The sequence below is a fragment of the Enterococcus sp. 3H8_DIV0648 genome, from assembly GCF_002140655.1.
Lineage (GTDB): Bacteria > Bacillota > Bacilli > Lactobacillales > Enterococcaceae > Enterococcus_A > Enterococcus_A hulanensis.
Map to the genome: position 1 here is coordinate 374,698 of NZ_NGLG01000001.1, position 21,291 is coordinate 395,988.

15 protein-coding genes and 1 other annotated feature are annotated in these 21,291 nt (G+C 41.0%); of the genes, 11 read left to right on the forward strand and 4 right to left on the reverse strand.

The annotated features are described in order from the left end of the window. The 7 genes from A5875_RS01770 to A5875_RS01800 all read left to right on the forward strand — a co-directional run. On the forward strand, positions 1–1,851 hold a 1,851-nt coding region (locus tag A5875_RS01770; protein WP_088932023.1), incomplete at its 5' end, for a WxL domain-containing protein. Between the two features lie 27 nt (positions 1,852–1,878). After that, positions 1,879–2,109, forward strand: coding sequence for a hypothetical protein (locus A5875_RS01775; protein WP_141108264.1), 231 nt, complete (start codon positions 1,879–1,881; stop codon positions 2,107–2,109). A 110-nt stretch (positions 2,110–2,219) separates the two neighbouring features. Continuing rightward, positions 2,220–2,903: a winged helix-turn-helix domain-containing protein gene (locus A5875_RS01780; RefSeq protein WP_088932025.1), complete on the forward strand. Its 684-nt coding sequence runs from the start codon at positions 2,220–2,222 to the stop codon at positions 2,901–2,903. 228 nt (positions 2,904–3,131) lie between these two features. After that, positions 3,132–9,509: an InlB B-repeat-containing protein gene (locus tag A5875_RS01785; RefSeq protein ID WP_176244594.1), complete on the forward strand. Its 6,378-nt coding sequence runs from the start codon at positions 3,132–3,134 to the stop codon at positions 9,507–9,509. A gap of 322 nt (positions 9,510–9,831) precedes the next feature. Then, complete coding sequence (locus tag A5875_RS01790) at positions 9,832–10,218, forward strand: hypothetical protein (protein ID WP_088932027.1); 387 nt, start codon at positions 9,832–9,834, stop codon at positions 10,216–10,218. Positions 10,219–10,257: 39 nt separating this feature from the next. Next, positions 10,258–10,791: a DUF2922 family protein gene (locus tag A5875_RS01795; RefSeq protein ID WP_088932028.1), complete on the forward strand. Its 534-nt coding sequence runs from the start codon at positions 10,258–10,260 to the stop codon at positions 10,789–10,791. A gap of 93 nt (positions 10,792–10,884) precedes the next feature. Beyond that, a complete protein-coding gene (locus tag A5875_RS01800; protein WP_088932029.1) occupies positions 10,885–11,847 on the forward strand; it encodes a D-2-hydroxyacid dehydrogenase in 963 nt (320 codons plus the stop codon). 101 nt (positions 11,848–11,948) lie between these two features. Here A5875_RS01800 and A5875_RS01805 read toward each other — a convergent pair whose 3' ends face one another. After that, positions 11,949–12,884 (reverse strand): aldo/keto reductase, encoded by a 936-nt coding sequence (locus tag A5875_RS01805; protein WP_088932030.1) that lies wholly within the window; start codon positions 12,882–12,884, stop codon positions 11,949–11,951. A gap of 170 nt (positions 12,885–13,054) precedes the next feature. Continuing rightward, positions 13,055–13,263 (forward strand) — a binding site (T-box leader). Between the two features lie 499 nt (positions 13,264–13,762). Between A5875_RS01805 and hisS the strand changes: the two genes are divergently transcribed. The 3 genes from hisS to A5875_RS01820 all read left to right on the forward strand — a co-directional run bounded on the left by hisS (position 13,763) and on the right by A5875_RS01820 (position 17,987). After that, the gene (gene hisS, locus A5875_RS01810) at positions 13,763–15,061 is read left to right on the forward strand and encodes a histidine--tRNA ligase (protein WP_088932031.1); all 1,299 of its coding nucleotides are present in this window, start codon (positions 13,763–13,765) and stop codon (positions 15,059–15,061) included. A gap of 57 nt (positions 15,062–15,118) precedes the next feature. After that, on the forward strand, positions 15,119–16,891 hold the full coding sequence (gene aspS, locus A5875_RS01815) for an aspartate--tRNA ligase (RefSeq protein ID WP_088932032.1): 1,773 nt from the start codon (positions 15,119–15,121) through the stop codon (positions 16,889–16,891). A 217-nt stretch (positions 16,892–17,108) separates the two neighbouring features. Continuing rightward, on the forward strand, positions 17,109–17,987 hold the full coding sequence (locus A5875_RS01820) for a YitT family protein (protein ID WP_088934599.1): 879 nt from the start codon (positions 17,109–17,111) through the stop codon (positions 17,985–17,987). Between the two features lie 76 nt (positions 17,988–18,063). Here the strand turns inward: A5875_RS01820 and A5875_RS01825 are convergent, their stop codons facing one another. Together A5875_RS01825 and A5875_RS01830 are read right to left on the reverse strand one after the other, a co-directional pair. Then, complete coding sequence (locus A5875_RS01825) at positions 18,064–18,783, reverse strand: LytR/AlgR family response regulator transcription factor (protein WP_088932033.1); 720 nt, start codon at positions 18,781–18,783, stop codon at positions 18,064–18,066. Between the two features lie 3 nt (positions 18,784–18,786). After that, positions 18,787–19,545 carry a GHKL domain-containing protein gene (locus tag A5875_RS01830; RefSeq protein WP_176244595.1) on the reverse strand — a complete coding sequence of 253 codons (759 nt, stop codon included), beginning with the start codon at positions 19,543–19,545 and terminating at the stop codon, positions 18,787–18,789. A 451-nt stretch (positions 19,546–19,996) separates the two neighbouring features. Between A5875_RS01830 and A5875_RS01835 the strand changes: the two genes are divergently transcribed. Next, a complete protein-coding gene (locus A5875_RS01835) occupies positions 19,997–20,920 on the forward strand; it encodes a serine hydrolase (protein ID WP_088932035.1) in 924 nt (307 codons plus the stop codon). Between the two features lie 161 nt (positions 20,921–21,081). Here the strand turns inward: A5875_RS01835 and A5875_RS23510 are convergent. Then, positions 21,082–21,291: hypothetical protein (locus tag A5875_RS23510; RefSeq protein ID WP_176244596.1), on the reverse strand; the 210-nt coding region annotated here is incomplete at its 5' end.

The window sequence follows — 21,291 nt, forward strand, 5'->3', positions numbered from 1 at the left end:
GGTGATAATCGGTTGGATAACGTGGATTCCCTTAAAAATGCCAGCCTACTTGAGACATTAGAAGCGAGAAACAATGATTTTACAAATATTAAAGGCGATTTGGATGGATGCGTTAGTCTTAAGAAAGTAGATTTCAGCAACAATTATTTCGTTGACTTTAGTGATATGGGTTTAGGAGATGCGAAAGATTCTTTACTGGAGCTATTTGCTCTTGAACAAGGAATCACCAGTGTGACATATGGCACTCCCTCGAATACCAATGCCATATTAACAGGATTAAGTGGTTTAGAGAAATTTACAGTTCTAAATACACTCAGTCTTCAAACAAATCGAATTGAAGATGCTGAGATGAAGTATATTCCTCACTGCCTCGTTAGTTTAATTATTGGACATAACGAGTTAGCGGATCAAGCATTCGCATCGTTTAATCCAACTGATTTTACAAGATTAGATAGTATTTATGCGGACTATAATCACATTAGTAATATCAAACCGTTAGAACAGTTTCCTTCTTTATCGAAGGTTCATATCTATTCTCAAAGCATTAGGGTACCAAATAATGGTGGGAAGATAGACTTGAAACCTAGTGCCACTCCGGGGCTGGAAGTAGACGTTCTTAAGAGTGATAACGGGCAAGGCCTAACTGTTAAAAAGTCAGATCAAGGCTGGGGATCTGCTACGGTAGCACTTAAAAGTGGAACGAAAATCATTGATATCAATGATGCAAATTATGATTTAGACAACAAAAACATTTCGGTAGAATTCAACTATACGGGCATTTCCAACGCATGGGGTCAGTTTAGTTATGATGGAAAAGTTTTGTTTGAGGTAGATTATAAGATTGCAACAAATGCAGAATTAAAATTAGTTCCGACGAATATCAACGGAGATGAAATCACTGAAATCGAACCTGGTGAGATCATTTATTGGCGTGCGAAAATCAAGGGTACAGATGTCGATAGATTTTTGATGAAGCCTGAATTTATATATCATCTGCAATATACGGAGCATGACATACTTGATCCATACGTTGAACCGTCTGATTCTCTCGCTAGTGAGTATGTAAACGGTGCACGTGTCGAAATCAATGGTGTATATGTACCTACACCATCAGGAATCTGGTCTCCACAGGTGGACGCATTGCACAACATGATAAATAAAAATAAGGTTGCTGATATTACGATCGTCACAAAAGTAAGAGATGATGCAACGCCAGAAAATAATGTAAATCTTCATCTCAACGTTGAAGGGAAAAACTTCCCTCGAATTAGAGATACTAAGACTGTTAAAGTCAAGGCTGGCGCTCCTGAGGAGTTAAACCTAACTGTACCGAAACGTTTTGACTTTGGTAAGAAGAATGAAGCTAGCAAGCTGGAAAAAACATACAGTTTAGATACGAAAGCACATTCTAACGATGAACAAACGGATGGTTTTAAAATTCGGGTAACAGATTCAATGCGGAATGCGAATCGGGTTGATTGGGAAGTAGTCGGCAAGTTGAGCGACTTAACTGCTTCAAATGGCGCGGCCTTAAAAAATGCTTCTGTTTCACCTAAATTGTCGCTGAAGGATATTGCTTTATTTGAGATAACTGATGCTGGCGGAACGGAAACGGCGACAGCGATAACTCATGGAACTGCTGGAAAGCCAACTTGGAATCAGAATATTGACCTAACAGCCGGCGGTCCGTCTGTGACGTTATCAGAAGCGGATAAAGCTGACGGTGAAGGAGTCTGGGATTATCAAATTCCTTTTGACAAAGTGAAGCTGGAAGTACCTAGTAATGTCAATAACCAAGCAGGCTACACTTTTAATGGGAAAATTACTTGGACGTTAGATGATACGTTGTAGTAAATAATGATGAATTGGGATGTGCAAATGATGAAACCAATGTATTGGGTATTTATTCTTGGGGCTATCGGAGTTTTATCTTTGATTGCTTTTGTAACGTACTATATAAAAGACAAAGAATTGAAGAAAGAACATGGGCTGAAGGAGAATTTTCTAATTCTCGATTGGCTGCTGCTATTAGTGACGATTGCCTCATTTGCCTGTGCAATCTTTGTCTACTTGGATATCCAAAATCAAATTAGCAGTTTTACACTTTAAATGAATATTGAGGTGCCTTTAGCGCCTCAATTATTCTTATCAACAATGAGCGTTACATACTCAAAATATAACGATAATTATTTTAAGAAGTTAGAGAAGGTGATTCACATATGGAACACGTACTAATATTAACCCGTAATATCCTATCCGATGGAGAATTACAAGAAAAGCTGCAGTTTCTGAATTATGAAGTATTTTGTTCGTCTAGTCTTTTTGACTATTTGATTTATCAGCAAAAATATCCGGATCTGATGGGGCATTTCCAATTTATAATTTTCAGCGAAACGGTTTCTAATGCAGAAATCAAACTGTTATTGCCGCTATTTAGGAATAAAACAAAATTGCTGTTTCGTAAAACCGACGATACCTCTGAGTCAGAGGAATTGAAAAAGCTTGAGGGCGTAACCTCGATCAATCTAAAAACAGATTCCTTGCGAGAAAAGCTGATGGATACAAAATATCTTCACGCAAATCAGGCAAACTTTAGAAAAACCGGAATTGACTCCAGCTTTGACCGAAAAATCAAAATTCCAGAACAGCTGGATCAGTTGAATCTGTCCAGATTGGAAAAGAAAGTTTTCAACGAATTATACAATTCGAACGGCGAAGTGATTACGAGAGAGGAACTATGCAACTCCTTATGGGGAACAGGCGTGACTAATTCTCATTTGTCCCACCTATCATCTGTCGTAAAAAAATTAAGAAAGAAAATTGAAAAAATCGATTTGACAGAAGAAGCTATCAGAACCGTTTGGGGAGAAGGCTATCAATTATCACCAGATTTCTTTGCGTAACCGATAAGAAAAATAATCAAAGGCGAACTATTGGCTTTGATTATTTTTTTGGATAAAATGCGTAAATATAATCTTACGAAAACATAAAACACACAAAGTTAACAATTAAAACCGAAATAGTTTTGAATGATTATTACTATTTTGTTATCATTAATTATATATTATTATTTATTAATAATAATTATTTGTGGTTCAATACCAAAAAGTAAGCAGTTAGGGAGGAAAAACATGAACAAAAAACCAATTGCATTTGTCGGTACATCGATCTTGCTCTTTAGCAACTTGTTGCCCACTGGGGTGGTCTTTGCTGAGTCGATCGGCTTAGAACAAAAGAGCGAACAGACCGAACAAAGTGATAAAACTTTAGAATCTGTTCAAAGTGATGTGGCGATTCCTGAAAAAACAGAAGTCCCACCAGCAACAACTGAAGCTTCAACTGAGGAGCAGACAACTGAACCATCAGAAACTGAAGTCAGCCAAGAGGCAGAAGAAGCAGTCGTGCCAGCGATGGTACTAAAGCGTAAGAACAATAAAGCAATCAAAGAAGGCCAAACATTTGAATTAGAAATTTTTGGTAATCTAAAAGAAAGTGTACTGGCATTACCAGAAGGCTTAGCTTTTGATGCAGAGGATAATCTTAGCGGCGATAAACCGAATGAAGATTTTTCTTGGAATGAAGAAAAACGCGAATTATTAATCAAGAATATCTCCGAAGAAGAGGCATCAGCTAAAGCTGTCACATTAACTGCTGAAAAGGCAGGAAGCTATGAATTAGCGCTCTTTGATGAAGAAACCAATTATCAAAGTGAAAAGCTTGCCTTTGAGGTAGAAGAAAAAGAAGAAGCGAAAAAAGATACGGAAGAATCAAAAGAAGCAACAACCGAGTCAAGTAAAGAGGAAAAGGCTGCTGCTAAAGCCAAAGCAACACCGCGAGCAACAAGTATCGGTGTCGGAATCTCAGCAGCAGGTTCATTTAGAACCTATACTGATCCAGTATCTGGATTGGCACCAACAGAATATGCAGTCGCAGTTCCATTATCAATCAGTACTGCGGGCATCACTGGTGCAAAAGTAGAGATTCCTTATGGTTTTATTCCAGATTCATCGAATCCGCTTTTCAAGCATTTCACGATGACTGATCCAATCTTTTCTTTTATTGATCCGGGAACACCAGCAGCAGATTCTATCGTCGATCATTATGAAAATGACACGACGAATAAAAAGCTGATTATTCATTTGAAGGAAACAAAGACAACCGTTGAGACCGTCAATCTGCGTTTTAAATTCAATCCAGATTATGATGCGAAGATTCCAGCGGATCAAGTGATTTGGGAGAACTTGCAGGCGACGGCGTATGATTCAAGTGATGCTCAGTTGTCGCAGTCGGGGAAAGTGCAGTTGAAAAGTTCAGCAATTGATGGGATAAGTACTTCTGGCGAACGCTTTTATCCGTCTTCAGGAATCTATAAAAATGGCGCGATTTCTACTCGATTGAGATTGAATAATGATTATAATAAGGCTTCTATACTCGATGAAACGGCGGCTAATAAGGTTTATGTGGAATATCCTACGGGTTCTACGGTTTCAACAAATATGACTGATTATTTTAATGGGCCTGCTAAAACCACTAGCGATGATAGTTCTATACCAGTTGGTTATACTCGTCATTACAGAGAAATCGAAGACTCTAAAGATGATTTCAATATTTGGAACTACAACGGTAATGTAAATCGTAATTTTCAACAATTAGATGTCACTTTTACTCCTCCTCTATCTTTACCAGATGGTGATAGTTTTTACTTAGGAATAGGAATGACATACAGAAAGATAAATGGAGAAATAAAAACAACTGACTACAAAATAAATTATACAAAGCAACAGCAAGAGGACTGGGAGCTTACTAATCCAAGAAAAGACCATTATACAGGCGGATTATCAAGTTCGATAGTGAATATTTCAGAACCTTCCTCATCTTCAATCGGTAATTATGTGTTTGGTTATCAGAATTATTATCATCAATGGACGGGAAAGAATTCTGGGAAACGAGATATACTTAACACTCAATTCGTTCTGTATCAAAAAAGTATTGACTCAAAAAAAATAAATTTTAATACAGTAACAGTTTATGAAACAAAGGAAACAGGAGCAACGCCGGGCTATTATAAAGTTGAGTTTGGTATAAAAGATGCTTCTTCTAGTGCAGAGAGAACAGAGACGAGCACCAAATATAATGTTTCGAAAACTATTCCCTTACCATCCTTATCGGTAAATGAATATATTGATACTGTAAAAGTGATTCCATTAGGTATTGATGGTTTAACTGACGGTGCTTGGCCGCCAGATACTGGATTTTCTATCCAATATACTTCAAAAAATTGGGATTCTAATAAATGGCCAGATGGAACATCGATTCCACAAACTGAAATATCAGATGTTCAAATGGGAGGAACTCTTTATTACGATGATGAAACCAACAATCAACTAGCAGTTCCAAGTCAAATGGAAATGAATACGGGACACGTTTATTACGCACCAGGAAATACGACTAATACTTATGCTACATTTGTCAGTGGAAATGCCAATAGCCGTCAACCCGGTGATACAGTTGATTATGAAATTCAAGGCTACAATTTGTTAAATGCGGTTGGGGCTGTAACAGATCCAGAGATCACTGTAGCAGTACCAAAAGTTCTGGAATTACAGAATGCCGGAACAGCGAAAGATTTTTATGACGCAACCAATAGTCAAAATTATCCAAATTCAGTAACAGTTAGTTTAGTTAATTCAGAATCAGTTTCTTATAAAATACCTGTGAGTTTCAAAGTGGCTTCCGGAACACCAGTAGGCACATATTCGATCCCGGCAACAGCTGTAACCAATAAGAATTTTGTGCAAATGTCAGAGAATACGAACAATCTATCTAGTTCTCTAGCAACAAGCATGGGCTATGACAATACCGTTCCACAAAGCTATACGGGACGCACTTCTGGTCATACAGCATTGTCTATCGTCTACGCTTCAAAATTAAATGGCGACACTGCTGGACGTAAAGATAGCGGAGATGGTTGGACAGAAACAACGCATTTTGCAGTGGATAAAAAAGGCACACCGCAAATGAAGGCGACTGTTAACAATATCGGAAATACGAGCTTCAATAATGTTCGATTGTACGATATTTTACCATCGTCATTAGACGGACGTGGTTCTACCGGAAATATCAGCTTTACTGGTTTAGACAATGCAGGTGGGACTGTTTATTACACAACGAATGCGATCAGTACGCTGCCTGACTATAGCAGCGACTTGCAAACGTGGAATGCGGCGAAACTAACGAGTTACGGATTTACTACTGCACCTCCTAGCGACATGAAGGATGTTACAGCGATCTTTATTGACTTTGGAGCACAAATAGTCGCGCCGAATGAATCGTTAGATACGGTGATGAATTTCTTAGTACCTGACGCAGATAATCAAAAAGCGGTCAACCAATTCCAATACTCTGCAAAAGAAGTGGGATCTGGTACAACGTTAAATGCGAAAAGTTCTGAGATTTTATTTAGTACCGAGGTAGCAACAGTTGCTTACGATGAGAACTTGCCAAGCTTCATGGCTCCTGGTGAGACTCAAGCAAGCAATATGCCGGATGATCAAGCCGTTTTACTAGACATATCTGGAAAAGGATCGATTACATTATCGAACAAAAAGCCAACGATGACCGGCTATTCATTTCTTAAATGGCAAGACAAAGCAAATGCCAGCAAAGAGTATGATCCAGGCGATACAATCAACTTTACTTCTACTATGACTGAATTGAATTTGAAGGCAATTTGGAAGGCTGTTTCGGTAAATGTCACTTACAAGAAAAATGACGGAACAACAGCGAATGCTGATGTGAAGACTTATGACTTTGGCGATACAGTGAGCTTGGCAGCGGTGACTGAACCAACCCGTACCGGCTATCAATTCAAGGGCTGGGGCACGACCAATAATGCGACGGTTGCTGATTTTACTGAGGGCACACCGATTGATTTTGTAACCAACAAAACGGTTTATGCGATTTGGGAAGCTAATACGTATTCGGTAGAGTTCAAGGAAAATGGCGGAACGGGTACGATGACGGACCAAAGCTTTACCTACGACACTGCCGGAAATCTGAAGGCTAATACGTTTACGCGTGCGGGCTATCAATTCAAGGGCTGGGCAAAAGCGAGCAATGCCGTATCGGCGGATTACGCGGACAAAGCGTCAGTTAAGAATTTAAGCAGTGTTGCAAACGGCAAGGTAACCCTTCATGCTGTTTGGGAAGCACTGGATCAAACGATCAACTTCGATGTGAACGGCGGCGATATTTCCAGCAAACCAGACGATATCGTGAAGAAAACAGATCAAGATGTTGAGATTGACAAGGTAAAAGCTCCGACTCGGACAGGATATACGTTTGAAGGCTGGTATAACGGTGCAGCAAAAGTTACCGGAACTATCAAGATGCCTGCAGGCGGGATGACATTGACGGCTCATTGGAAAGCAAACAAGTACACGGTTGAATTCAATGCCAATAAAGGTACTGGGACAATGGCTCCACAACAGTTCACCTATGATGCAGATCAAACATTAACAGCTAACAGCTTCACGCGCTCTGGTTATACGTTTGTCGGCTGGGCAACGAGTGATAACGGAAGCTCTGCATATGTCGATCAGCAAAACGTGAAGAACTTGACGGCAGTAAATAATGGTAAGATCGAACTTTTTGCCGTGTGGTCAGCTTCTCCGCAGGTCTTGCAGTTTGATGTGAATGGCGGCGATGTTTCCAGCAAGCCTGCTAATATCAACTCAACGACGGATGCGACTGTTGATATCTCAGGAGTAAACGCACCAACCAGAACGGGTTATAAATTTACCGGGTGGTACGATGGCTCGACTAAGGTTGGCGATTCGATCGTGATGCCAGTCGGCGGGAAAACACTGCGTGCTGAATGGGAAGCTATTTCTTACAAGGTGAATTTCCATGCCAATACCGGCAGCGGATCAATGGCGAAGCAAACCTTTGTCTACGATGTCGATCAAACATTAACGAAGAACACCTATACAAAAGCCGGCTACCAATTTGAAGGCTGGAAAACAGCACAAAATGGTCTAACCTGTGATTATCTGGATGAGCAAACGGTGAAAAATCTATGTACAACGCACGATGACGAACTGACTGTCTATGCGGTCTGGCGTGCTCTGGATCAAACCGTGACCTTTGATGTGAACGGCGGCGATCCAGCAACTCAACCGCTTGATATTATTCAACCTACCGATTCAACGGTTGATCTTACAACGGTGCAGGCACCAACGCGGACTGGGTATAAGTTTGCTGGCTGGTATGACGGCATCAATAAGGAGAACAATTCCTTTGTAATGCCGGCAGGCGGCAAGACGTTACGAGCAGAATGGACGCCGATCAAGTATTCGATCACTTTCGATAAGACTAGCGGAACCGGCTCGATGGCGGATCAAGAGTTTGAATACGATTTGAATCAAGGATTAAGCAAAAATGAATTTAGCAAGGACGGCTACAGCTTTACTGGCTGGTCAACAGTGAAAGACAGCCTGATCGACTTTGCTGATGAAGAGGCTGTGCAAAATCTGACGGATATCGATGGAGCGAAGATTACACTTTACGCTAATTGGAAAGCCGATGATCAAACGTTGAGATTTGATGTAAATGGCGGGGATGAAGCAACAAAACCAGCCGACATTATCTCACCAACCGATTCAACGGTCGATCTTACAAAAGTCAAAGCACCAACTAGAACCGGCTATCAATTTAGCGGCTGGTATGACGGCGCGGACAAAGCAGGGGATGACCTTGTGATGCCTGCAGGCGGTAAGACGCTTGTAGCGAAATGGACACCGATCAAGTATTCGGTCCAATTCGACGGCAACAGCGGTGCTGGTACGATGGTTGCTCAAGGCTTTGAATATGATGCTGAGCAGAAATTAAGCAAGAACACGTTCACCAAAGCCGGCTACAGCTTCACTGGCTGGTCACAGAAGAAGGACGGCGAAGTGGAATACACCGATGAAAAAGCCGTTAATAATTTGACGACGACTGACGGTGAAAAGATTACGCTGTTTGCGATCTGGCAAGCAGAAGATCAAGTAGTTAAATTCGATGTCAACGGCGGCGATGAAGCGACGAAACCGGCGGATATCACTGGCAAGACAGGTGAGAAGGTCGATATCAGTAAAGTCAAAGCACCGACAAGAAGCGGCTATACATTTGCTGGTTGGTATGTGAAGGATAAAAAATCAGAGGATGTCTTCGAAATGCCGGTCGGCGGTTTGACGCTCGTAGCGAAATGGACGAAGAACGATGAGGCGGCTGGAGGTTCGAAATCGGATGATAAAAATAACGATTCAACTCTGCCGAAAACAGAAGGCAGCTACCGCAGCTACTTTGGCGCAAGATACTTCAGCAAAAAAGCAGGTGATGACTCTGGTTACGTTAAGAACTTGCCAAAAACTGGTTCTGAACGCAATCCACTGGCTGGACTGCTGGGCTTGTGTATCTTAGCAGGAAGTTCTTTCATGCTTTGGATTCGCAGATCAAAAAAAGAATAAGCAAGTAAATAAGAAATCCGAGAGCGAATAAACGGCTCTCGGATTTTTTTGTGTAATCGATGGAACAAAAGAGAGGGGTCGTGTCGTAATTACTAGCCATTTTTGCTTATAAAATAACATTAGTTATAGTAAGTTGTTGATTTACTTTATTTTGAATTAAAATAAAAAAAAAATTTATTTTTTTCTTTAGCTGATGAGTGATTATTACTGGATTGTTCATTTGTGAATTGTTGATTTGGGGAAAAAGGGCTATTGACGCTGATTTCAAAAAGGACTACTCTGCATGAGAAAACGGTTACGAAAAGTGAAAGGAGCAAAGGAAATGAACGAAAAACCATTATTTACCTATCAGCAGATCTTTAGTCTAAAGCGCAAAACCTTAGAAAAAAGACTGATGAACTATTATCAAGAAACCCATGATGAGGAGTCGGTCCTAAAATATTTGATTGCCCTTCAAGTAAGGGAAGAATTAGGGACAGCAGATTTCAGCTTTATGCTAGAGAAATTAGTGAGACAATTATTGATGAAGACCAAATCGACCCGAGCAGTGCGTCGTTACTATATCTATTTTCAAAACTATTTTTCGGATAAAGAGTGGCGGGCGATAACTATCAGATTGTTCTCATTGCAGGATTTAGTCGAAGAAAAGGTGGAGAAGCTGCGTTCGCTGTTCAGAAAATTCTCAGGCAATCTTTTAGCGCCTTCATGAGCAAAATAAGCAAAAAAGAGAGGAAAGGGGGGAAAGAGAATGTTCAGTTTATCAGCGGTATATGAAAATAGTGTCGGCAAGCGGCATCGTTGGACGATGAAGGGGGTCGATCCGAATAAATCGGCGGAAGAGATTCGGACAACGTTGGAAAAATTAACCATCGTAAACAAGTTTGATCGCAATGGCGTGAATCTGTTTCAGAAGGTCATTACCGCAAAGTTTGTTGAAACGATCGAAACGCCAGTCTTTGATACGCGAGATGAGGCCGCGATCGAGGCGGACGAAGTGCTTGAACCAGAGGAAGAAGTAGAGCTTGCGGATTTAAAGGAAATGGCGAATTTCTTCGGCTTTGATGAGCAGGAGGCGGAAAGCTTGTCTCATGAGGAGCTCCAGAAGCAAATCAATGAACAAATGCCGCCAAACTTTGTATTTGAAGGCTTCGTAACAGAGGATGACGAGGATCTGCCTTTGGAAGAAGAAATCAAGGTGATTCCGCCAACGTCAGGAAAAAGAAAGAAAAAGCTCACCAAAAAAGAAAAACGGCTGCTTAAACAATTTAAAAACCGTCGCTAAAAGGTCCCGTGATTTTTCAAGCTGAGGATGAGTCCGTCTTTCCATTTTCGTCAATTCTAGGTAGAATGGGGAAAATGACTACGGAGGGATCACATGAAAATTGTTGTATTAGACGGACACGCCTTGAATCCGGGCGATTTGAGCTGGCAGGGATTTGAAGCATACGGAGAAGTCGTGGTTTACGATCGGACTTCTTATACAAATAAACAGGAAATTATTGAACGGATCGGCAGCGCAGAAGCGATTTTAACTAACAAGACACCGATCGATGAAGAGGTGTTAGCCGCCGTTCCTCAATTAAAATATATTGGTGTCGTTGCAACGGGATATAATGTCGTGGATATCGCCGCCGCCAGAAAGCGCGGGATACCGGTGACGAATATTCCAGCATACGGAACAGATGCCGTGGCGCAATCGACCTTTGCCTTACTATTAGAGATCGCCAATCAAGTAGGCGTGCACAATCAGTCTGTGCATCAAGGAGACTGGCAGAATAGTATCGATTTCACCTATTGGAAGACACCTCTTATGGAGCTGCGAGGGAAGACAATCGGTCTGATCGGATATGGTGAAATCGCACAGGCGACAGCGACTATCGCTCACGCCTTCAATATGCAGGTGATCTATTGGAATCATCGGGCAAAAGAAGCGCAGGCCGAATGGGCGCAGCAGATTTCCTTAGAAGAATTGTATCATCAGTCAGATGTGATCAGTCTGCATGTTCCTCAAACCGCGGAGACGGAACAGATGATCAATCAAGAGGCGATCCAACAGATGAAGGATGGCGTAATTTTGCTGAATACGGCGCGTGGCGGGCTACTGGATGAAGCAGCGGTGGCCGAAGCGCTGAATGCAGGGAAAATCTACGCAGCCGGTGTGGATGTCGTCTCGAAGGAACCAATGGCAGCTGACAATCCATTGTTAAAGGCCAAAAATTGTTTTATCACGCCTCATATTGCTTGGGCGCCTGTTGAGACCCGTGAACGGTTGATGGGGATCGCTGTCGATAATTTTGCGGCTTTTATTCACGGTACCGAAAAAAATGTCGTAAACTAGAAAGGCTTCGCGAAGCTGGACACCGTTAAAGCTGTTGATTCAATGTTTTTACTTTCTTTACAGTTAAATAAGACCCTGAAAGCATCAGGGTCCCAGTTCTACTATTTAAATAGTTGGTCGATCTTGTCAAAGTCGTCAGCAGATAAGTGAATATCAACGGCTTTGGCGTTCGCTTCGACTTGGTCTGGACGTTTCGCACCGGGGATGACTACGTCAATTTGCGGATGCTTCATGTACCATGCCAAGACTAATTGTGTGACAGTGACGTCGTAATCTTTTGCGATCGGTTTTAATTGATCGACTTTTTTGATGATCTCTGTAAAACGTTCGCCTTTGAAGTCAGGATTTTTACTGCGCAAATCGCTGTCTTCGAAATGGGCTTCTTTGTCATATTTTCCAGTCAGCAGGCCGGAGTCTAGTGGATAATAAGGGACAAAGCTGATGTTATTTGCCTTTAGATAAGGGAACAGCTCTTTTTCGTGCTCTCGGTGGATCAAGCTGAAGCGTTCTTCAACGATGTCGACATAGCCGTCTTGGTTGGCTTCCTTTAATTGATCCAAAGAGAAGTTCGAAACGCCAATCGCCCGAATCTTTCCTTCTTCTTTCAGCTGATGCAGCGCTGCGACTGCTTCATTTTTCGGCGTTGTTTCATCAGGGAAATGAATATAGAAAATATCGATATAATCTGTTTGCAGTCTTTGCAAAGCAACTTCTACCGCGTTGCGGAGAAATTCTGGCGAGTTGTTGAATTTGCCGTCCTGCTGCATATCATGAGCCGCTTTGGTCGCTACGATAACTCGTGAGCGGTCAAATTCCGGTTCCTGTAAAACTTCACCGATCAATTCCTCTGAACGGCCGCGTCCATAAGAAAAGGCCGTATCCAGCAGTGTGATACCGTTGTTGATGGCGGTGCGCACCACTTCTTTTCCAATATCATCGGTCAAATTAGGGTAAAGATTGTGACCGCCGACAGCGTTAGTTCCTAATCCTAAGGCACTCGCATAGACTTGTGATTTTCCAATTCGTACATCCGTCATATAATTTTCGCTCCTTGCTTTTTTCGCTTCATTAAAGAAACGCTCATTCTTTTTCAAGTTTAAAATAAATCGTGAAAAAAAGCGACTATTCTTTTCTCCATTTATAGCTGGGAAATCACTTGACTTTCGGGGCTTTTTTTAGTAGCTTAGGAAGAGATAAAAACATCAATGAAATATCTGTGAAGGAACCAGTAAATTACGAAAAAACGTACAGAAAAAATTGCCTTGGCTGAAAGCAATTTCGTGAAAAGTAATTGAAAGACAGTCTGGAGATGAGCGCGTGCAAAGCCGCTCCGTTACGCAAGCGTTAATTGCTAGAGAAAAAAGAGGAAACTCTTTTTAAAAAATAGGTGGTACCGCGACAATTTTCGCCCTTGTTCAGTAGAACAAGGGCTTTTTGCGAGTTCTGCTTTTCGCAGAGGCTAAGGTTTGAGGCAGTAGTAAGAGGTTTTAGCACTATAATGAACAAGCTGTATAGCAGAATCGTATGCGTGATGAGAATAAAACTAACTTTTTCGGTCTTTGAAAAAGTTAATTCTTTGAAACGAATTAGCTGTCAGTTTTTCTTCCTGCTTTAGCAGGTTAGAAAAATGTTATGCGTACGAAAATAGGCTCATTTTTCTGGTTTTTGAAAAATGAATACCTGTCACCTGAGCTAGCTGTGAGTTCTGCTTTTCGCAGGAATTAAGGTTTGAGGCAGTAGTAATAGGTTTTTGTAACATATTGGACAAGCTGTTTGGCAGAATCGTATGCGTGATGAGGATAAAACTAATTTTTTCGGTCTTTGAAAAAAGTTAATACCACAAATCGAATTAGCTGCGACGTTCCATCATCAAAATAAATACATTAATACATTAATATGAAAAAGGAGATAAACCATGAGTTATCAGCGACCAAAAGGGACCAATGATATTTTACCGGGAGAAAGCGAAAAGTGGCAGTTTATTGAGGAAACTGCTCGTTTGGTTTTCAATGATTATCAATACCAAGAGATTCGCACACCGATTTTTGAACATTACGAAGTGATTGCCCGCAGTGTGGGTGATACGACGGATATCGTTTCAAAGGAAATGTACGATTTTCATGACAAAGGCGATCGTCATGTGACCCTTCGTCCAGAAGGAACGGCACCGATCGTTCGGGCGTACGTTGAAAATAAATTATTCGGACCTGAATTCAAAAAGCCTTACAAAGTTTATTATACTGGACCGATGTTCCGATATGAGCGTCCGCAAAAGGGTCGCTTGCGTCAATTCCACCAAATCGGTGTGGAGGCTTTCGGCAGTGAAAATCCAAGTTTAGATGTGGAAATCATGGCGATGGCGATGGATTTCTTTAAGCAATTAGGAATCAGTCAATTGCGCTTAGTCATTAATACCTTGGGAGACAAGGAAACGCGGACGAATTATCGCGAAGCGTTGATTAAGTACCTTGAAGCTCACGAAGAAGAATTGAGCGAGGATTCACGTCGTCGTCTACACGAAAATCCATTGCGTGTATTAGATAGTAAGGATCGTAAGGATCAACCAATTGTGGCAGACGCGCCAAGTATTTTGGATTACTTGAGTGATTATGCGAAGGAATATTTTGAAGGTGTGACCAAAACTTTGGAATACCTGAATATTTCTTATGAGATCGATCATCGCATGGTTCGCGGCTTGGATTATTATAACCACACGATTTTTGAAATCATGAGCGACGCTCCGGGTATGGGCGCGCAAACAACGATCTGCGGCGGCGGACGTTATGATGGCTTGGTCGAAGAGCTTGGCGGACCTGAAACACCGGGGATCGGCTTTGCAATGGGGATCGAACGGATTTTATTAACGTTAGAACAAGAAGACGTGATGATTCCAAGTGCCGCAAGTCTGGACGCGTATGTCGTAGGACTTGGTGCGGAAACGAATATGGAAACTTTGAAGGTCGTGCAAGCGATTCGCGGCTTTGGATTTTCTGCCGATCGGGACTTTATGGGGCGAAAAGCCAAAGCGCAATTTAAAACGGCCGATAAAGAAGGCGCAAAACTGGTGCTGACTTTAGGGGAAGACGAGTTAGCTAAAGGCGTGATCAACGTAAAAGATTCAGCGACGCGGGAAGAAAAAGCTTTCCCACTAGCGGATTTATATGAAGACTTTGCTGCGATCTATGATGAAATGGCAATGCCGAAGCTTGATTAAACGAAATAAATCTTACTTATAATAGTAGATTACTTAAATAAATGGAGGAATGAAAAAATGGCTAGACGTACAGTCTATTGCGGACGAGTGTCCGAGGAGTATTTGGATCAGAAGGTAACATTAAAAGGGTGGGTACAAAAACGTCGTGATTTAGGTGGCTTGATCTTTATCAATTTGCGTGACCGCGAAGGTGTTGTGCAAGTGGTTTTCAATCCAGAAGAATCAAAAACAGCATGGGAAGTTGCGGATCAATGCCGCAGCGAATATGTTGTTGAAATTACGGGTACAGTGATCCGTCGTGATCCCGGTGCTGTGAATAAAAAAATGTCGACTGGTGATTTTGAGGTCAAAGGTGAAGAGATCACTATTTTAAATAGTGCGAAAACACCGCCATTTTCAATCGAAGATGAACAAAATATCAGCGATGAAGTGCGCTTGAAATATCGTTATATGGATTTGCGTCGTCCGAAAATGACACAAAACTTAATGATGCGTCATCGCTTGACGCAATCTGTTCGTCGTTTCTTAGATGACAATGATTTCTTAGATATCGAGACACCTTACTTGGCGAAATCTACGCCAGAAGGAGCTCGCGATTACTTGGTACCATCGCGTGTGCATGCGGGACATTTCTACGCATTGCCGCAATCACCGCAAATTTTGAAGCAATTATTGATGACTGCTGGTTTTGACCGTTACTATCAAATCGTGCGTTGTTTCCGTGACGAAGATTTACGTGGCGACCGTCAACCAGAATTTACCCAAATCGATATTGAAACCAGCTTCTTAACGGCTGAAGAGATTCAAGAATACACCGAAGCAATGATCGCGCAAGTCATGAAGGACGTTCGCGGTGTGGAAGTTACCTTGCCATTCCCACGAATCACTTGGGATGAAGCGATGGAACGCTACGGTTCAGACAAACCGGATACACGTTTTGACATGGAATTGATCGATGTGACGGATATCGCCTCTGCGACAGATTTCAAAGTCTTCCGGATGGCTTCTGATAACGGCGGTGTCGTGAAAGCCTTGAACGCAAAAGGCGCGGCTGACAAATATTCACGTAAGGAATTGGATCGCTTAGGTCAATTCGTCGGTCAATTTGGTGCGAAGGGCTTGGCTTGGATCAAAGTTGACGAAAACGGGGAATTAACTGGACCGATCGCGAAATTCATGGGCGGCGTCAGCGACGACTTGAAGAAAGCAACCAACGCCGAAGCAGGCGATGTGCTAATGTTCGCGGCAGATCAATTCTTAACTGCGGTAACAGCATTAGGTGCAGTTCGTTCGAAGGTTGGTAAAGAGCTTGGTTTGATCGACGAAGATCGCTTTGATTATCTATGGGTCGTTGATTGGCCGCAATTTGAATTTGATCAAGAGTTGGGCCGTTATGTCTCTGCTCACCATCCATTTACGATGCCGATGGAAAAAGACATTCCAAACTTAAAGGATCATCCAGAAAAAGTTTACGCGCAAGCATACGATATCGTCTTGAACGGCTACGAATTAGGCGGCGGCTCATTGCGTATCAGCACGCGCGAATTGCAAGAGCAAGTCTTTGAAACATTAGGCTTCACAAGAGAAAGTGCCAATGAACAATTCGGCTTCTTATTGGAAGCGTTGGACTATGGTTTCCCTCCAATCGGCGGGATCGCGCTTGGCTTGGACCGCTTTGCGATGTTATTAGCAGGTGAAGACAATATTCGTGAAGTCATCGCCTTTCCTAAAAACGGGAAAGCAGCAGATCCAATGTCTGATGCACCAAGTACCGTATCACCATTGCAGCTTTATGAGTTAAGCATTGATGTAACGAAAATCGAGGAATAACTAGAAAAGATTCCACGAACTCGTTCAGCTTTTGCTGAAAAAGCTGGTTCGTGAATCTGACCATGGATTCTAATATGAAAAAGTCTGCTAGCTGATTTTTTTCGCAACTCTAAGAATATACTAAGAGAAGTGCCCGCCTTTATGGCAGGTGCTTTCTTTTTTTCATGAAAATACGTATAATGTGAGTGAAATTTTGAAATGAGGCGGACAAAACATGATGAAAAAGAAGATAGAGGAGTGGCCCCATCACGACTATGCCACCCGATTATCTGTCGCAGTAGTTTATGCATTTTTAGCGGCGATAGCCGTAAACTTTTTTTACCAGCCAGGACACATTTATTCCAGTGGAGCCACCGGTTTTGCGCAAATCTTAACGACCTTGTCGCATCGGGTAGTCGGCTTTACCGTACCTGTATCGATCACTTTATTTTTGATCAACGTGCCATTGTTTTTCTTGGCATGGTTCAAGATTGGTCATAAGTTTACGATTTTTACTTTCATCACCGTTTTCTTAACATCTTTCTTTATCCATATCATTCCTCAGACGACCTTGACGAAGGACCCGATCATCTGTGCGATCTTTGGCGGAGCGATCATGGGCGTCGGCATCGGCTTTGCCTTGAAGAATGGGTTGTCATCTGGCGGGCTGGATATTTTGAGTATCACGATCCGCAAGCGAACCGGCACATCGGTTGGATCGATCTCGATCATCTTTAATGTGCTGATCATGCTGATGGCGGGGATTTTATTTAGCTGGCAGTACATGTTTTATTCTGCCTTGGCGATCTTCATGAGCGGAAAATTAACCGACGCGCTGTATACCAAACAGCGGAAGATGCAGGTCATGATCGTGACCAAGTGTCCCGAGCGGGTAATCAACGGCATTCAAGATCAAATGCGCCGCGGTATTACCATCATCAATGAAGCAGAAGGTGCTTATAAGCATGACAAACAGACCGTTCTATTCACTGTGGTGACACGCTTTGAGCTGCCATTACTAGAATCGATCATGCGGGAAAACGATCCCGATGCGTTTGTCAGTATTTCAGAAAATGTCCGGATCATGGGACGATTTTACGAAGAATCGATGGATTAGCGAGTTGAGGCGAAAGCCTCGACTCGTTTTTTCGATGCAGATAGGGGAAGCAAATTAGTAAACGTAATAATTATCATCAGCGAAGCTTGCTTATCGCTCTCACTGATACAAGACAGGTATCACCATTGCTTAGCCTAACCAGCCTATTCTTCAAATCAACACTCTCGATTTTTTGCTTGTTTATCACAAACGATTTATGACAGCGGATAAAGCGCGAATCGATTTTTTCTAAGTCTTTTATTTGATAGTAAAACTCTGTCATACTATTTTCCGTGTGCAGAATGATTTTATGCGGTGTGTCGGAGGTTTCAAAATAAACAATGTCGGCATAATGAAAGCTTCGTCTTCTTGAGCCGACCTTTACAGTAAAAATATCCTCTTGCAGATTTTCGTGACTTTGCCGTTCGTTTGCAATTTTAAGACAAGCCTTTAGATCATGACTCATTTTGATAGGATCGTCTTTTATAATGTAATCAATTGCTTCTACTTTATATTTAAACGTAAGGTGAGCAATTTCCTCATGTGTCGTTACAAAAATGATGGTTCCAGAAACGTCATATTGCCGAATTTTGGCCGCAAGTTCGATCCCATCTATGTCCGTATTCAAATCGACATCTAAAATGTATACCCCGATAAAATTCTTCTTATCCTGGATTTCATTCAGCAGTTCATATGGATCTACTGTCGATAATTCAAGTGTCATATCATACTCTTCAATCATAATTGTTGATCTTACAATAGCGCTGAGGTCAGCTAATTGCTTCTTATCATCTTCACATATATACACATTTAACATCTATTATCCCTCCTTCGAGATGGTCAAGACTTGAGTGAATTGGTCATTTTTATAGGTGGTCTCCAAATAAACATCATTTAATTGATCAACGATTTCTGAAAGGATCGTCAAACCAAAGCCTCGGTCATCGCCCTTAGTCGAAACACCTTCCTTTTTCAATTTGCTTAATGGAAATGCTATTTCCTTACAGGTGTTGGAGATCACGATGACGATATCCTCTTCAAAGTTCATGAAAGCAACATCTAGTCTGCCAGAACCAAGCACCATTAACTCCTCAATGGCATTATCCAGAATGATTCCAATCGCACGTACTAAAAGGACCGTGTCTCGATTCATGAAATTAATCGACTCTTTGATCTCAATATTTACATCAAAGTTATCTTTAGGTAAGGCTAACAGCTTCATCATTAGAATTCCTTTGATGTCCAAATTTACAATATTTTGCAGCTGGGGCAATTGCGAACCAATATTTAAAGCTGAAGAAACCTCATTTGATTTAAGGCGGGTAAAATAATCGGTTAACCCATCGTAATCTCGTTCTAAAATATACGATTCCAATGAAAGAAGCAGATTTTTGTAATCATGTTGTGCTCTTCGCAGCTCCTTATAGCGTTCTTCGATTGCTTGTGTATATAAAAGCGTCGCTTCATAAGTCTTATTTTGGATTTCAATTTTATGTTTTTCCTCTAAGAAGAAGAGGTACTGTTTTGAAATGAAGAACAGCATAAAGAAAACCACTAAAATGGCAGCAATGATACTCATTTTTTCAATTGATAGGGAAAGTTCGCCATAAAATAGGTAGCTGTTCATGATTACAAGAATGGAGATTGTCAGCATAATTATTGAAGTAATTTGCTGCTTTCGATTCGTTGTTCTTTTGAACCAAGAAAATAGAAAACGAGCAGGTGAATAAATCAATGCAAGAGCAAGGCAAAATAGGGATAGATGCAGAAATAAAATTTTTATTTGATTTCCCTCAAAAGGATTAATAAGTAATGAATTTGTCTCTTATACACATCTAGATGTGTATAAGAGACAGCTCTTAATTGTTTGAATGGGAATAAAAAGTTAAAACGGTTTTGATAGAAAATTATCCGATTATGCTCATTTAGCACCTAAAAATTAAAAAGCATTTTATAGTTATTGTAGAAAAAAGGTAGACAGATTGATTTGCTGATAATTTAAACAAGGAACGAAAGATAGGTGAGACGGTATGAGAAGAAAGATGTTTTCACGAATTGGATTTTTTTTACTTTGTATAATTCTCTTCATCGCGATAAATTCGTTAATCATTAATGGCGAAGGCAAGAGGGTACTGAACAATTTAACTACTCCTACTATAAACGCGTCGTCTGCGATTGCGATTGATAGTAGCAACATGCAGGTTATCTACGAAAAAGACTCAAAAACCCCAAAATCAATCGCTTCACTTTCAAAAGTATTGTTAGTCTACGTTGTTTTCGATCAAATTAAAAATGGGGATCTAACCTTGGATGATTCCTTTTATTTATCAGACTATGGAATGGAAATAGGGTTAAACCCGTCTTTATCCAATGTACCACTGAGCGCTTCACAAAATTATACGGTAAAAGAGTTGGTAGACGGAGTGCTTATTGCTTCAGCGAATAATTGTGCGATCACATTGGCCGAAGGTATAGCAGGAAGTGAGGATCAATTTATTGAATTGATAAAGGCGTATCTTGAGGAATGGGGAATTGAGGAATATCAGCTAACAAGCGTTACTGGGCTCGACCCAGATGACATTTCTAGTAAGGAGCTTGATAAAAATGAGTACAACCAATTTTCTGCGTACGATATGGCGATGATCTCAGCCAAGCTGGTAAATGATTTCCCGGAAGTTTTAGATATAACTAAGCAAGAGAGTGTTTCTTTTTCAGACGCCTATATAGAAAATTACAATCAACTACTTCCAAATAAAAAATATGCGTATAAAGGTGTCGATGGGCTGAAAACAGGAACGACTGAGTCGGCAGGAGCTTGTTTGATTAGTACTTGTGTCCAGAATGAAAAAAGAATCATAACAGTTGTTTTAGGGGCGCAGTCTGATAAAAAAAGATATACAGATACGACTAAACTATTGGATTATTCCTTTTCGCGGATTAATCGCGAGCGATAAAAAACGTGTCGAGAAATTTTTCTCGGCATTTTTTTTATTTGTCTAGCATGAACAAACGCTCACTCAAAAATAATGGTTCCCCTCTGCGAATCAGTACAAACAAAAAAACTTCAAATCCCTTTTGCTTAAGAGGAATTTAAAGTTTTATACATGGACAAATGTCATAAGATATTGAGTGCTTGTCCGATAACACCGACAAGCGCAAGATAAAGGACAGTGAATAAAATTTTCAGTTTAAAATAGCTAATTTTGCTTAAAGAACGCTGTTTATACATATCTATAGAGCCATATACTTTTTCTGGAAAGCCTTCTTCATAATACAGTTCTCTTTCTTCAATATAATCAATCGCAGTACCAGCATATTTTACTTC

Coding starts and splice junctions, on each gene's coding strand:
- A5875_RS01780 (WP_088932025.1), top strand. CDS start 2,220: ATGGAACACGTACTAATATTAACCCGTAATATCCTATCCGATGGAGAA.
- aspS (WP_088932032.1), top strand. CDS start 15,119: ATGGCTAGACGTACAGTCTATTGCGGACGAGTGTCCGAGGAGTATTTG.
- A5875_RS01790 (WP_088932027.1), top strand. CDS start 9,832: ATGAACGAAAAACCATTATTTACCTATCAGCAGATCTTTAGTCTAAAG.
- A5875_RS01835 (WP_088932035.1), top strand. CDS start 19,997: ATGAGAAGAAAGATGTTTTCACGAATTGGATTTTTTTTACTTTGTATA.
- A5875_RS01800 (WP_088932029.1), top strand. CDS start 10,885: ATGAAAATTGTTGTATTAGACGGACACGCCTTGAATCCGGGCGATTTG.
- A5875_RS01795 (WP_088932028.1), top strand. CDS start 10,258: ATGTTCAGTTTATCAGCGGTATATGAAAATAGTGTCGGCAAGCGGCAT.
- A5875_RS01820 (WP_088934599.1), top strand. CDS start 17,109: ATGAAAAAGAAGATAGAGGAGTGGCCCCATCACGACTATGCCACCCGA.
- A5875_RS01825 (WP_088932033.1), bottom strand. CDS start 18,783: ATGTTAAATGTGTATATATGTGAAGATGATAAGAAGCAATTAGCTGAC.
- hisS (WP_088932031.1), top strand. CDS start 13,763: ATGAGTTATCAGCGACCAAAAGGGACCAATGATATTTTACCGGGAGAA.
- A5875_RS01785 (WP_176244594.1), top strand. CDS start 3,132: ATGAACAAAAAACCAATTGCATTTGTCGGTACATCGATCTTGCTCTTT.
- A5875_RS01830 (WP_176244595.1), bottom strand. CDS start 19,545: ATGAGTATCATTGCTGCCATTTTAGTGGTTTTCTTTATGCTGTTCTTC.
- A5875_RS01775 (WP_141108264.1), top strand. CDS start 1,879: ATGATGAAACCAATGTATTGGGTATTTATTCTTGGGGCTATCGGAGTT.
- A5875_RS01805 (WP_088932030.1), bottom strand. CDS start 12,884: ATGACGGATGTACGAATTGGAAAATCACAAGTCTATGCGAGTGCCTTA.